General features: G+C 59.6%; 11 protein-coding genes and 1 other RNA gene. 8 read left to right on the top strand and 4 right to left on the bottom strand.

All coding sequences use genetic code 11. From position 1 onward, the window contains the following. Positions 1-57 precede the first annotated feature (57 nt). The 3 genes from K9857_RS12305 to K9857_RS12295 are packed head-to-tail and all read right to left on the bottom strand — an operon-like array spanning position 58 to position 2,198. A complete protein-coding gene (locus K9857_RS12305) occupies positions 58-360 on the bottom strand; it encodes an RnfH family protein (protein ID WP_224536081.1) in 303 nt (100 codons plus the stop codon). Further along, entirely contained in the window at positions 353-787 is a 435-nt protein-coding gene (locus K9857_RS12300) for a type II toxin-antitoxin system RatA family toxin (protein ID WP_224536079.1), read from the bottom strand. Before K9857_RS12300 ends, K9857_RS12305 begins: the two co-directional genes overlap by 8 nt. 7 nt (positions 788-794) lie before the next feature. Next, positions 795-2,198: a sodium-dependent transporter gene (locus tag K9857_RS12295; RefSeq protein ID WP_224536077.1), complete on the bottom strand. Its 1,404-nt coding sequence runs from the start codon at positions 2,196-2,198 to the stop codon at positions 795-797. A gap of 118 nt (positions 2,199-2,316) precedes the next feature. Between K9857_RS12295 and smpB the strand changes: the two genes are divergently transcribed. Then, on the top strand, positions 2,317-2,799 hold the full coding sequence (gene smpB, locus K9857_RS12290) for an SsrA-binding protein SmpB (protein ID WP_224536075.1): 483 nt from the start codon (positions 2,317-2,319) through the stop codon (positions 2,797-2,799). Positions 2,800-2,906: 107 nt separating this feature from the next. Here smpB and K9857_RS12285 read toward each other — a convergent pair whose 3' ends face one another. Beyond that, on the bottom strand, positions 2,907-3,674 hold the full coding sequence (locus K9857_RS12285; RefSeq protein ID WP_175375855.1) for a GntR family transcriptional regulator: 768 nt from the start codon (positions 3,672-3,674) through the stop codon (positions 2,907-2,909). Positions 3,675-3,936: 262 nt separating this feature from the next. On the opposite strand from K9857_RS12285, the gene K9857_RS12280 reads away from it, so the two are divergent. From K9857_RS12280 to ssrA, 7 genes are all read left to right on the top strand, one after another. Beyond that, positions 3,937-5,631: a lactate permease LctP family transporter gene (locus K9857_RS12280; RefSeq protein WP_224536073.1), complete on the top strand. Its 1,695-nt coding sequence runs from the start codon at positions 3,937-3,939 to the stop codon at positions 5,629-5,631. A 151-nt stretch (positions 5,632-5,782) separates the two neighbouring features. After that, positions 5,783-6,607 carry a (Fe-S)-binding protein gene (locus K9857_RS12275; protein WP_224536071.1) on the top strand — a complete coding sequence of 275 codons (825 nt, stop codon included), beginning with the start codon at positions 5,783-5,785 and terminating at the stop codon, positions 6,605-6,607. Then, positions 6,604-8,058, top strand: a complete 1,455-nt coding sequence (locus tag K9857_RS12270) for a LutB/LldF family L-lactate oxidation iron-sulfur protein (RefSeq protein WP_224536069.1) — start codon at positions 6,604-6,606, stop codon at positions 8,056-8,058. Before K9857_RS12275 ends, K9857_RS12270 begins: the two co-directional genes overlap by 4 nt. Beyond that, positions 8,058-8,729 (top strand): lactate utilization protein C, encoded by a 672-nt coding sequence (locus tag K9857_RS12265; protein ID WP_224536067.1) that lies wholly within the window; start codon positions 8,058-8,060, stop codon positions 8,727-8,729. The genes K9857_RS12270 and K9857_RS12265 overlap by 1 nt, the downstream gene beginning before the upstream one ends. Continuing rightward, positions 8,726-11,536 (top strand): FAD-binding and (Fe-S)-binding domain-containing protein, encoded by a 2,811-nt coding sequence (locus K9857_RS12260; protein WP_224536064.1) that lies wholly within the window; start codon positions 8,726-8,728, stop codon positions 11,534-11,536. The genes K9857_RS12265 and K9857_RS12260 overlap by 4 nt, the downstream gene beginning before the upstream one ends. A 256-nt stretch (positions 11,537-11,792) precedes the next feature. Next, positions 11,793-12,068 carry a hypothetical protein gene (locus tag K9857_RS12255; protein WP_224536062.1) on the top strand — a complete coding sequence of 92 codons (276 nt, stop codon included), beginning with the start codon at positions 11,793-11,795 and terminating at the stop codon, positions 12,066-12,068. Positions 12,069-12,164: 96 nt separating this feature from the next. Continuing rightward, positions 12,165-12,562: a transfer-messenger RNA gene (ssrA, locus tag K9857_RS12250) on the top strand. Positions 12,563-12,815: the final 253 nt, after the last annotated feature.

Raw genomic sequence — 12,815 nt, 5'->3', positions numbered from 1 at the left:
GCGACGCAATAAAAAACCCGGCATGTCCGGGTTTTTTATTGCCTATCGGGCAACGATCTACTGATTCCGAGCCTTGGCCTCGGCTGCCTTGGCCGCGCGCAGCCGACGAACTTCCTTGGGATCAGCCAGCAATGGCCGATAGATCTCGATGCGATCTCCATCCTGAACCGGACGACTCGCCGGGTCGGCAACTACCTTGCCGAAAATCCCCACCGGACATACCGCCAGATCCAGCTCCGGAAAAGTCTGCCCGACACCGGACTTCAGCAACGCACCCCGAACACTTGTCCCAGCCGGAACCGCCACCGACAGCAGCACCTGTCGATCAATGGCGGCATACACCACCTCGACCTCAACCATACGTTTGCTTGGCCCGCTGGCAGAACGCATCCACCAGTGTATTGGCCGCCTGGTTGAACAGCGGCCCAAGGGTCGCGCGAATAATCGGCCCGGCATAATCGAACGACAGATCCAGACTGATCTTGCAGGCCTTTTCGCCCAAAGGCTTGAACACCCAGACACCGTGCAACTGAGTGAACGGCCCCTCTTCCAGATTCATCTCGATCGATTGACCGGGCACCAGGGTATTACGCGTCACGAAATGCTGGCTGAGTCCGCCTTTGGCCACGCCAACGCTTGCGCGCATGAAATCGGGCGTGCTCTCCAGTACCTGCGACGAGGAGCACCAAGGCAGGAACTCCGGGTACCGCGCCACGTCGTTGACCAGGTCATACAGGGCTTGCGCCGGGTACGGCAGCAAGGCCGAACGAGAAATGTGTGTCGTCATGTCAGCGTCACTTCCACAGCTGGGCGGCAAACACTACGAGAATGCCGATGGGCGCCACATAGCGCATCAAGAACATGGACAGGGCGTACAACGCCGGGTTGCGGATCGACAATTCGTCGCTCACCGCTTCCCGACCCATCACCCAGCCCGCAAACACCACGAAACATAAACCACCAAGTGGCAACATGATCCGTGAGGTGAAAAAGTCGATCACGCCGAAGAAATCCAGTCCGCCCGCCACACCCCATTGGTAGAGGTGGAACAAACCGTCTTCGTTCACGAAAAACCTGGCCTGCTTCCAGATATTGAAGGAAAACACCGTACCCAGCCCCACGAACCAGCAGATGAATGCCAGCCAGAAAGTCACCCAGGCGCGGCGAACGCGGGTTCGCTCAACCAGGTAAGCCACCATCGGCTCCAGCAGCGAAATCGCCGAACTCCAGGCCGCAATCGCCACCAGTACAAAGAACACTACGCCCATCACCTGGCCGAACGCCACATTACCGAAGGCGAACGGCAAGCTGACAAACATCAGCCCCGGACCTTCACTGGGATCCAAGCCGGCGGCGAACACTATCGGAAACAATGCCAGGCCAGCTACCAGAGAAACGAACGTATCCAGCAAAGCCACGCCAACGACGGTACCGGAAAGCGAGGAGTTCTTCGGCATGTAAGCGCCGTAGATCATGATCGAGCCAACGCCCACGCTCAGCGAGAAGAAGGCGTGCCCCATTGCAGGCAACAACCCACCAAGCACTTTCTCCGGATGGAAGTCGAACATGAAATGCACGCCCTCCATGAAATGCCCCGTGGTCATGCTGTAACCCAGAAGCACCAGAATCATCACAAACAGCAGAGGCATCATGATGCGCAAGCTGCGCTCAAGCCCCGCGACAACGCCCTTGGCGATCACGACTGCCGACAGCAACATGAATATCGTGTGCCACAGTATCAGGCGCCACGGATCGGCGATGACATTGCCGAAGTAGGCGCCCACATGGCTGGGCGTAGCCCCCTGAAAATCGCCGCGCCCCATGTCGATGATGTAATCCAGCGACCAACCGCCGACCACACTATAGAAAGACAGAATCAGCAGCGCCGTGATCATCCCGCCGAAGGCGCCCCACGACCACTTGCCCGAATGCCCCGCTTCCCTGGCCAAGGTTTTCAAGGCATTGGCTGGACTCTGCCGGGCTCGTCGGCCGATCAGGGTTTCGGCCAGCATGACCGGAATGCCGATCAGCGCGATGCAGATGAGGAACATCAACACGAAGGCGCCGCCGCCGTAGACGCCAACCATGTACGGGAATTTCCAGATACTTCCCAGCCCAACGGCCGAACCGGTCGCGGCGAGTATGAAAACCCAGCGGCTGGCCCAACTGCCGTGGACAGAAACTTTGTCTGTCGACATTGCTACTACGACCAAGCATTCAAAAACGTGCGCGCATTGTCCGGGATTCGATCAACCTGCTCAAGCACACAGCATCACCGTAGCCGACTCGCTTGCAACTCCCTATAATGCCGCCCCTATGGCTAAACAGAAGAAACACCCCACAGGGACAATCGCGCAAAACAAAAAGGCGCGACACGATTACTTCATCGAACACAAGTTCGAGGCTGGTCTGGTCCTGGCCGGTTGGGAAGTAAAGAGTTTGCGGGCGAGCAAGCTGCAACTGGTCGACAGTTACGTGCTGCTAAAGGATGGCGAGGCCTGGCTGCTCGGCAGTCACATCACGCCATTGACGACCGCCAGCACCCACGTCATCGCTGATCCGACCCGCACGCGCAAGCTGCTGCTCAACCGGCGCGAGCTGGATAAGCTGACCGCTTCCGTGCAGCAGAAGGGTTACGCCTGCGTGTGCCTGTCCTGGTACTGGAGCAAGCACATGGTCAAGTGCGAAATCGCTCTGGGCAAGGGCAAGAAGGAATACGACAAGCGCGATACCGAGCGCGAGCGCGACGCCGGGCGTGAGTTGCAGCGCGCCGTGCGGAACAAGGGCAAGGAAGACTGATCTTTCTCCTTGATCCCCATTCGCGGGCAAGCCTCGCTCCTACAGGTTCAGCGTAATCCTGCAGGAGCGAGGCTCGCCCGCGAAGAAATCAACACAAATCCCTCTGGCTACATCCCCTTGCGCCGCTCCGCCCGAGCCACGCGCTGCACTTCCTGACGCACCTCTTCCAGCACTTCCTGCACATACAAAATGTGCCGGCTGGAAACCTCCCGCGCCTGTTCCGCCCGGCCTTCAACAATCGCCAGATACAACTCACGATGCTGCGTTATCAGCATGTCGCGAGTCTCTGTACGCTGCTTGTACATGCCACCAATGTTGGTCACCACATTGCGCTTGAGCAGATCGAACAAACCCCGAATGGTATGCAGCAGCACCGCGTTGTGACTGGCTTCGGCAATCGCCAGATGGAATTTCGCATCCGCCGCGCCCTCCTCCGCACGACTGACTTCATCGTGACGCGAATAGCAGTCCTGCAACTCATTGAACGCCGCGGTCAGCCGATCGCGATCGACATCCGTGGCGCGCATCGCCGCGTAATAGGCGCAGGACGCTTCCAGCGTATGGCGAAACTCCAAGAGATCGCGTTGAGCCTCGGGATTGCTTTCCAGCAATAGCAGCAACGGATCGCTGAACGTCGTGCCCAGGGATTCCACCACATAATTCCCGCCACCCTGGCGACTGACCAGCAACCCCTTGGCCACGAGTTTCTGAATGGCTTCGCGCAATGAAGGTCGCGACACGCCGAACTGTTCGGCCAAGGCACGTTCGGCCGGCAAGCGCTCGCCCGCCTTCAGCGTACCCTCGAGGATCATGCCCTCCAGCTGCTCGACAATATCGTCAGACAAACGGCGCTGACGAATCTGATCAAAGCCCATAACTCGATTTCTCCACCATCCGACGACACGCCGGGGCTCTATTCTGGCCTATCCCCAAGGCATCGGCACCTGTCAGTTGGCATTTAGCCAGCCGGATCAGACGACGTGAACAATCAGGTATTCGACAAAAGTTTTAGGGCGGCAAATTGACACACCGCCTACAAGGCTTTTACCCTAGCCAACAGCGATTGTAAATTGGTATTACCAATTATCCAAGCACGCTAAGCAGTGCCTGACCAACAACAATTAGGGGCCACCCCATATGCAAACCTGGCAACAGCTCTACAGCCCGCTCGGCAGCCTTGGCTTATCCGCGCTCGCAGCCGTCATTCCCATCGTATTTTTCTTCCTGGCCCTGGCCGTGTTCCGACTCAAAGGACATGTCGCGGGCAGCATCACCCTGGCGTTGTCGATCCTGGTCGCGATCTTTGCGTTCCAGATGCCGGTAGACATGGCCTTCGCCGCCGCCGGATACGGTTTCGCCTACGGCCTGTGGCCGATCGCCTGGATCATCGTGGCAGCGGTTTTCCTCTACAAACTGACGGTCAAGAGCGGCCAGTTCGAAGTGATCCGCAGCTCGGTGCTGTCGATTACCGATGACCAGCGCCTGCAAGTGCTGCTGATCGGCTTCTGCTTCGGTGCGTTCCTGGAAGGTGCCGCCGGCTTCGGTGCGCCAGTGGCGATTACCGCCGCGCTGCTGGTCGGCCTGGGCTTCAACCCGCTGTACGCCGCCGGCCTGTGCCTGATTGCGAACACCGCTCCGGTGGCGTTCGGCGCTCTGGGGATCCCGATCATCGTCGCAGGTCAGGTAACCGGCATCGACGCGTTCAAGATCGGCGCGATGACCGGCCGCCAGTTGCCGCTGCTGTCGCTGTTCGTACCGTTCTGGCTGGTGTTCATGATGGACGGGCTGCGTGGCGTGCGTGAAACATGGCCTGCAGCGCTGGTCGCCGGCCTGAGCTTCGCCATCACCCAATACTTCACCTCGAACTTCATCGGACCGGAACTGCCGGACATCACCTCGGCCCTGGCCAGCCTGATCTCCCTGACCTTGTTCCTGAAAGTCTGGCAACCGAAACGTGCAGCCGGCCAGCACATCGTCGGTGCCGTCTCGGCTTCCGTGGTCAGCGAAAGCGCCGGTGGTTTCGGTCAGAAACGCACGACCATCGCTTCGCCTTACACCCTGGGCGAAATCGTCAAGGCCTGGTCGCCGTTCCTGATCCTCACCGTGCTCGTCACCATCTGGACCCTGAAACCGTTCAAGGCGATGTTCGCCGCCGGTGGCTCGATGTACAGCTGGGTGTTCAACTTCGCCATCCCGCACCTTGATCAACTGGTGATCAAGACTGCACCGATCGTAGCCGCGCCGACCGCCATTCCGGCGGTGTTCAAGCTCGACCCGATCTCGGCCACCGGTACGGCGATTTTCTTCTCCGCATTGATTTCGATGCTGGTTCTGAAAATCAACGTCAAAACTGGTCTGACCACTTTTAAAGAAACCATCTACGAACTGCGCTGGCCGATTCTGTCCATCGGCATGGTGCTGGCTTTCGCCTTCGTCACCAACTACTCGGGCATGTCTTCGACCATGGCTCTGGTACTGGCCGGCACTGGCGCAGCTTTCCCGTTCTTCTCGCCGTTCCTCGGCTGGCTGGGCGTGTTCCTGACCGGTTCCGATACCTCGTCGAACGCGCTGTTCAGTTCGCTGCAAGCCACCACCGCACACCAGATCGGCGTCAACGACACCTTGCTGGTGGCGGCAAACACCAGCGGCGGCGTGACCGGCAAGATGATCTCCCCGCAATCGATCGCCGTGGCTTGCGCCGCGACCGGTCTGGTGGGCAAGGAATCGGATCTGTTCCGCTTCACCCTAAAGCACAGTCTGTTCTTCGCAACGATTGTCGGCTTGATCACCCTGGCACAGGCCTACTGGCTCACCGGCATGCTGGTGCACTGAGTCCTACAGCCAATCTGAAAAAAACCGACGCCGGACCACGACTCCGGCGTCAGCTATTCACAACCCGGTCTGTAAGGCTGCTGAAAGCGTGCATCTTTATATTCAGCAGCCTCAACGGACGGACAACCGGGACCACCCGGAGACACGCCTGATGAGCGAGCTTTTTTACAACGCTGTGCCGAATGCGACCCGCGTCGCCCCGCCACTGCCCGAGCCTCGGCAATACCCCAGCGAGAAACCGCAACGGGTGTACCTGTTCGGGACCTGCGTAGTGGATCTGTTCTACCCCGAAGCCGGTATGGACGCGATCCACCTGCTGGAGCGCGAAGGCATCCGTGTCGAATACCCGCAAGGGCAAAGCTGCTGCGGACAACCGGCCTACACCTCGGGTTACACCGATCAGGCGCGGACCGTGGCGCGCTCGCAGCTGGCGCTGTTCGCCGGGGATTATCCGGTGGTGGTTCCTTCGGGCTCCTGCGCCGGCATGTTGCGCGAGCACTATGCCGACCTGTTCAAGGACGAGCCGGAGACGTTGAAGCAGGTTCAGGCATTGGCGGCCAGAACTTATGAACTCGCCGAATTCCTGCTGTTTGTCTGCAAGGTGCAGCTCAAGGACAGCGGCGAACCGGTAAAAGTGGCGCTGCACACCTCGTGCTCGGCACGCCGTGAAATGAACACCCACCTGCACGGTCGCGAGCTGTTGTCGCAACTGAGCAACGTGGAACGGGTCAACCATGACCATGAAAGCGAATGCTGTGGCTTCGGTGGGACTTTTAGCGTCCGTATGCCAGACATTTCCGGAGCGATGGTGGCCGACAAGACTCGATCGCTGAAGGAATCCGGCGCGCACAAGGTCCTGAGTGCAGACTGCGGTTGTCTGATGAACATCAACGGCTCGCTGGAGAAACAAAAGGAAGCGCTGCGCGGCCAACACCTGGCCAGCTTCCTGTGGCAACGAACCGGAGGCGCGCAATGAACGCTTCCGCGATTATTCCTACGGTCGCCGTAGAAGAAGACTTCCGCACCCGCGCACATGGCGCGCTGGGTGATGCGCAATTGCGAAACAACTTTCGCAAGGCGATGGATTCACTGATGACCAAACGGGCAACGGCTTTTGGCGATGCCCATGAACGCGAACATCTACGCGCGCAGGGCAATGCGGTCCGCGCCCGAGCTTTATCCAAGCTGCCCGACCTGCTCGAGCAACTTGAACAGAACCTGACCCGCAACGGTGTGAAAGTGCACTGGGCGGAAACGGTGGACGAGGCCAATGGCATCGTCCTTTCGATCATCCGCGCTCACGAGGGGCGGCAAGTGATCAAGGGCAAATCGATGGTCAGCGAAGAGATGGAGATGAACCATGTCCTCGCTGAACAGGGCATTGAATGTCTGGAATCGGACATGGGCGAGTACATCGTCCAGCTCGACCACGAGAAGCCTTCACACATAATCATGCCGGCGATCCACAAGAATGCCGGTCAGGTCGCGTCCTTGTTCCACGACAAACTTGGCGTGGAATACACCAAGGACGTTGACCAGCTCATTCAGATCGGTCGCAGGGTCCTGCGGCAGAAATTCTTCGAAGCGGACATCGGCGTCTCCGGCGTCAACTTCGCCGTGGCCGAAACCGGCACCCTGCTGCTGGTGGAAAACGAAGGCAACGGCCGCATGACCACCACCGTACCGCCGGTGCACATCGCCGTCACCGGCATCGAAAAAGTCGTGGAAAACCTGCGCGACGTGGTGCCGCTGCTGTCGCTGCTGACCCGCTCGGCCCTGGGCATTCCGATCACCACCTACGTCAACATGATTTCCGGCCCGCGCAAGGAACACGAGCTCGACGGTCCGCAGGAAGTGCATCTGGTCCTGCTCGACAACGGTCGCAGCCAGGCCTTCGCTGACAGCGAACTGCGCCAGAGCCTGAACTGCATCCGCTGCGGCGCCTGTATGAATCATTGCCCGGTCTATACCCGAATCGGCGGCCACGCCTATGGGGAGGTTTACCCCGGCCCTATCGGAAAAATCATCACCCCGCACATGGTCGGTCTGGCGAAGGTTCCGGATCATCCGAGCGCTTCCTCGCTGTGCGGAGCCTGCGGTGAAGTGTGTCCGGTGAAAATCCCGATCCCTTCGCTGCTGCGGCGCTTGCGTGAAGAGAACGTCAAGGCACCGGAAAGTCCTCAAAAAGTAATGCGCGGCCAAGGCAGCAAATACTCGCGCAAAGAGCGGTTTATCTGGAACGCCTGGGCTCGCCTCAACAGTTCACCGACCCTGTATCGCCTGTTCGCGCTCGCTGCCACGCGCCTGCGCGCACTCACGCCGAGCAACGTCGGCCCGTGGACGCAAAACCACAGCGCACCAAAACCCGCCGCTCGTTCACTGCACGACATGGCTCGCGAGCATCTGGCCAAACAGGGAGATCGTTGATGAGCGCCAAGCAAAATATCCTCGGCAAATTGCGTAAAAGTCTGACAGGCACCACGCCGGTGCCTGACAACTTCGATGTTGATCTGGTGACCGCGCCTTACACCTACGCGCCGGATCAACGCATCCCGCAACTGCGCAAATTGATGGAAGCGGTGCACACGGAAATCCATCTGACGTCCCTTGAAACGTGGCCGGCGTTGCTGGGCAAACTGCTGCAGGAACGTCAGCTGCCAAGCCTGTTGATCGCACCGACGACAGCGCATGGTCAACAGATCTCACAGCATTGGGCGAACAATCCGACCCTGCCTACACTCAAGGCCTACAACCGCCCGATGGAAGAGTGGAAAGCCGAATTGTTCAATGACACCCCGGCGAGCCTGACTGGCACTCTGGGCGCGATTGCCGCCACCGGTAGCCTCATTATCTGGCCGACGCGGGAAGAACCGCGCCTGATGAGCCTGGCGCCGACGGTGCATTTCGCCCTGCTCAAGGCCAGCGAAATCCGCGATAACTTCTATCAGGTGCAGCAGGAATTCGAATGGGCCCAGGGCATGCCGACCAACGCGTTGCTGGTGTCCGGCCCGTCGAAGACCGCCGACATCGAACAAGTGCTGGCCTACGGCGCCCACGGCCCGAAAGATCTGGTGGTGTTGATTCTGGAGGACCAATGAGTCTACCGGCCGCTTTCCTGCGCGATGCGCAGCAACTGATTCCCCGGGAGCGTCGCTTCGACGACCCGTTGTCGACCCTGGCCTTCGGCACCGACGCTAGCTTCTACCGGCTGATTCCGCAGTTAGTTGTGCGCGTCGAGTCCGAAGATGAAGTGGTATCGCTGCTGAAACTGGCGCAACGAGATCAGGTTCCGGTGACCTTCCGTGCCGCCGGCACCAGCCTGTCCGGCCAGGCCATCAGCGACTCGGTGCTGATCGTCCTTGGGGATAACTGGAACGGCCGCGAGATCCGCGGCCAGGGCACGCAAATCCGCCTGCAACCGGGCGTGATCGGCGCTCAGGCCAACGCCTGGCTGGCGCCGTTCGGACGCAAGATCGGTCCGGACCCGGCGTCGATCAACGCCTGCAAGATCGGCGGCATCGTCGCCAACAATGCCAGCGGCATGTGCTGCGGCACCGCGCAGAACACCTATCACACCCTGGCCGGCATCCGTCTGGTGCTGGCCGACGGCAGTCGCCTGGATACCGAAGACGCCGCCAGTGTCGCCGCGTTCCGACAAAGCCACGGCGAGCTGCTGGAGCGTCTGGCAACCCTGGGCCGCGAGACCCGCGCCAACGCCGAACTGGCCGCAAGAATCCGCCACAAGTACCGTCTGAAAAATACCACCGGCCTGTCACTCAACGCCCTGGTGGATTACGACGAGCCTGTGGATATCTTGAGCCATCTGCTGGTGGGCTCCGAAGGCACACTCGGTTTCATCAGCGCGGTGACCTATGACACAGTGATCGATCACCCGAACAAGGCCTCGGCGCTGATCGTCTTCCCGAACGTGGAGACCTGCTGCAACGCGGTCACGGTGCTGAAAAGCCAACCGGTCTCGGCCGTGGAACTGCTCGACCGCCGCAGCCTGCGCTCGGTGCAGAACAAACCCGGCATGCCCGCGTTCGTACAACACCTGTCGAACAATGCCTGCGCCCTGCTCATCGAATCCCGCGCCGCATCGCCCACTTTGCTGCAGGAACAACTGGCGCAGATCATGGCGTCCCTGGCGTCATTCCCGGTGGAGAAACAGGTCGACTTCACCGAAGACCCGCTGGAAAACGCCCGTCTCTGGGCAATCCGCAAGGACACCTTCCCCGCCGTCGGCGCGGTGCGCAAAACCGGCACTACGGTGATCATCGAGGACGTGACCTTTCCGGTGGAACAACTGGCCATCGGCGTGAATCGCCTGATCGAGTTGTTCGACAAACATCACTACGACGAAGCGATCCTTTTCGGACACGCGCTCGAAGGCAATCTGCACTTCGTCTTCACCCAAGGCTTCAACAGCCCGGAAGAAGTCGCACGCTACCAGGCATTCATGGACGACGTGGCGCAGCTGGTCGCGGTGGAATTTGGCGGTTCGCTCAAGGCCGAACACGGCACCGGGCGCAACATGGCGCCCTTCGTCGAACTGGAATGGGGCAGCGATGCCTACCAGTTGATGTGGCAGCTCAAGCGCCTACTCGACCCCAACGGCATCCTCAACCCGGATGTGGTGCTCAGCGAAGACCCGCAGATTCACCTCAAACATCTCAAGCCCCTGCCGGCAGCCGACGAGATTGTGGATAAGTGCATCGAGTGCGGTTTCTGCGAACCGGTCTGCCCGTCGAAAGGCCTGACCCTGAGCCCGCGTCAGCGCATCGTGATCTGGCGGGATATTCAGGCCAGGAAACGCGCCGGAATCGACACCCGCGAACTCGAAGCAGCCTACGAATACCAGGGCATCGACACCTGCGCCGCCACCGGACTCTGTGCACAGCGTTGCCCGGTAGGCATCAATACCGGCGACCTGGTGAAGAAGCTGCGCGGCCAGCACGCCACTCATAGGAAAGCGGCAAACTGGCTTGAAGGAAATTTCGCCACCGCCCTGCAAGGCGCGCGCTTCACCCTTCATGTCGCCAACGGCGCGCGCATGCTGTTGGGAGCGCCGCGACTCACCCGACTTTCTGCAACAGTGACGCGCCTGTCCAAAGGGCAAATCCCGCAATGGACCAACGCCATGCCGCAGCCGGAACGGGCCATTCGTTTCAGTCCGGTGGTGTCGGACGAGCGTCCGCGTGTTGTTTATCTGGCCGCGTGCGTGTCGCGGGCCATGGGACCGGCGGCTGGCGACAAGGAGCAAATGTCGCTGCACGACAAGACCCGCAGCCTGCTGGAAAAAGCCGGCTATCAGGTCGTGTTCCCGGAGAATCTGGACAGCCTGTGCTGCGGTCAGCCGTTCGCCTCCAAGGGCTACGCCCAGCAGGCCGAGCACAAGCGTCAGGAGCTGATCGGCGCCCTGCTTCATGCCAGCCGCGGCGGGCTCGATCCGATCTATTGCGACACCAGCCCCTGCACCCTGCGCCTGACTCAGGACCTGGGCGATGTGCGTCTCGATCTCTACGACCCGGTGCGTTTCATCCGCACCCATCTGATGGATCGGCTGGACTTCACGCCGCAGGACACGCCCATCGCGGTGCACGTCACCTGCAGCACCCAGCATCTGGGCGAGAGCCAGGCGCTGATCGATCTGGCGCGCAAGTGCAGCAAGAACGTGGTCATCCCGGAAGGCATTCACTGCTGCGGGTTTGCTGGCGACAAGGGCTTCACCACACCGGAGCTCAACGCGCATTCGCTGCGAACCCTGAAAAACGCCGTGCAGTACTGCGAAGAAGGCATCTCCACCAGCCGCACCTGCGAAATCGGCCTCAGCCAGCATGGCGGGATCGACTACCACAGCCTGGTCTACCTCGTAGACCGCGTCACCCAACCCCGCACACCCTGAAAACGCAAACCCTGTAGGAGCGAGCATGCTCGCGATGGTCGCCAACGATAACGCTGGCAGCCTGACACCCCGCGGTGTCCCGCCCTACATCGCGAGCATGCTCGCTCCTACAGGCCCCGCAATATTGCAAAAAAAAACCGAATTCCTACCGACAGCTATAGTCATTTAGCTAAGCCCGCGAAAGGGCTTATAACCGCCTCGGCCAGCGGCCCCGCAGTACCGGCAGCACCGAGCCCTCATGCGCAAGGAGATACCCATGAAGCACTCTGCAATTGCTGGATTGTTTATCACTGCGGCACTGCTGGCATCACCCGCGTTTGCGGCCGACAAAGATCTGTGTGCGGCGAACATTCAACAGATAAGCGACTTCGTGGACAGCGCACCGTCCATACCTGAAAGCTCCCTGAACAACGTCAAGGACGCGCTGGCCAAATCCAAAGCCTCTCAGGCGGCCGGCAACGACAAGGATTGCGTGGAAATCACCTCCGGCATGATCACCAAGATGCAGATTCGCAACCCTACCCGGAACTGACATTCGTGCCAGGCCAACCTTCGGGTTGGCCTTCCGGGCGACATTGCCGTAGACTACGCAGGCTTGTTGCTCATTTGATTCACGAGCAATGAGTTCGGGGCCGTTTAGGATTCGACGCCGGTCGCGAAACTTTAGGTGCATGCCGAGTTGGTAACAGAACTCGTAAATCCACTGTTGCAACTACTTATAGTTGCCAATGACGAAAACTACGGCCGGGAATTCGCTATCGCTGCGTAAGCAGCCTTAGACCCCGAGCTTCTGGTACCTTCGGGTCCAGCAATCATCAGGGGATGTCTGTAAACCCGAAATGATTGTCATATAGAACAGAATCGCCGTGCAGTACGTTGTGGACGAAGCGGCTAAAACTTACACAACTCGCCCAAAGCACCCTGCCCGTCGGGTCGCTGAGGGTTAACTTAATAGACACGGCTACGCATGTAGTACCGACAGCGGAGTACTGGCGGACGGGGGTTCAAATCCCCCCGGCTCCACCAAATGATCAAAAAAAGACGTCCTTGGACGTCTTTTTTTGTGCCTGAAATTCAGTAAATACGAAAGTTTGTGCACATAAGCCTCCCGCTTCAATCTGCGGTTGGACTACCTCGTGAGGAAACGATCAAACTTCCTCCTTGGGATATCTGGACAGAAAACTCCGCCCACATGCCATTGCCGCTATCTAGATTGACATTTTCCTTGACAGATGATTTTCTTTCTAAAGAACGTGGCGCATAACACCGTCTAGAGCCG

Source organism: Pseudomonas sp. REP124, from assembly GCF_020164475.1.
Taxonomy (GTDB): Bacteria; Pseudomonadota; Gammaproteobacteria; order Pseudomonadales; family Pseudomonadaceae; genus Aquipseudomonas.
This window is presented reverse-complemented; position numbering and strand designations above follow the sequence as displayed.

What these genes read in the sequence shown, in the direction of transcription:
- K9857_RS12305 (WP_224536081.1), bottom strand. Translation starts at nt 360, where the DNA reads ATGGTTGAGGTCGAGGTGGTGTATGCCGCCATTGATCGACAGGTGCTG.
- K9857_RS12300 (WP_224536079.1), bottom strand. Translation starts at nt 787, where the DNA reads ATGACGACACACATTTCTCGTTCGGCCTTGCTGCCGTACCCGGCGCAA.
- K9857_RS12295 (WP_224536077.1), bottom strand. Translation starts at nt 2,198, where the DNA reads ATGTCGACAGACAAAGTTTCTGTCCACGGCAGTTGGGCCAGCCGCTGG.
- smpB (WP_224536075.1), top strand. Translation starts at nt 2,317, where the DNA reads ATGGCTAAACAGAAGAAACACCCCACAGGGACAATCGCGCAAAACAAA.
- K9857_RS12285 (WP_175375855.1), bottom strand. Translation starts at nt 3,674, where the DNA reads ATGGGCTTTGATCAGATTCGTCAGCGCCGTTTGTCTGACGATATTGTC.
- K9857_RS12280 (WP_224536073.1), top strand. Translation starts at nt 3,937, where the DNA reads ATGCAAACCTGGCAACAGCTCTACAGCCCGCTCGGCAGCCTTGGCTTA.
- K9857_RS12275 (WP_224536071.1), top strand. Translation starts at nt 5,783, where the DNA reads ATGAGCGAGCTTTTTTACAACGCTGTGCCGAATGCGACCCGCGTCGCC.
- K9857_RS12270 (WP_224536069.1), top strand. Translation starts at nt 6,604, where the DNA reads ATGAACGCTTCCGCGATTATTCCTACGGTCGCCGTAGAAGAAGACTTC.
- K9857_RS12265 (WP_224536067.1), top strand. Translation starts at nt 8,058, where the DNA reads ATGAGCGCCAAGCAAAATATCCTCGGCAAATTGCGTAAAAGTCTGACA.
- K9857_RS12260 (WP_224536064.1), top strand. Translation starts at nt 8,726, where the DNA reads ATGAGTCTACCGGCCGCTTTCCTGCGCGATGCGCAGCAACTGATTCCC.
- K9857_RS12255 (WP_224536062.1), top strand. Translation starts at nt 11,793, where the DNA reads ATGAAGCACTCTGCAATTGCTGGATTGTTTATCACTGCGGCACTGCTG.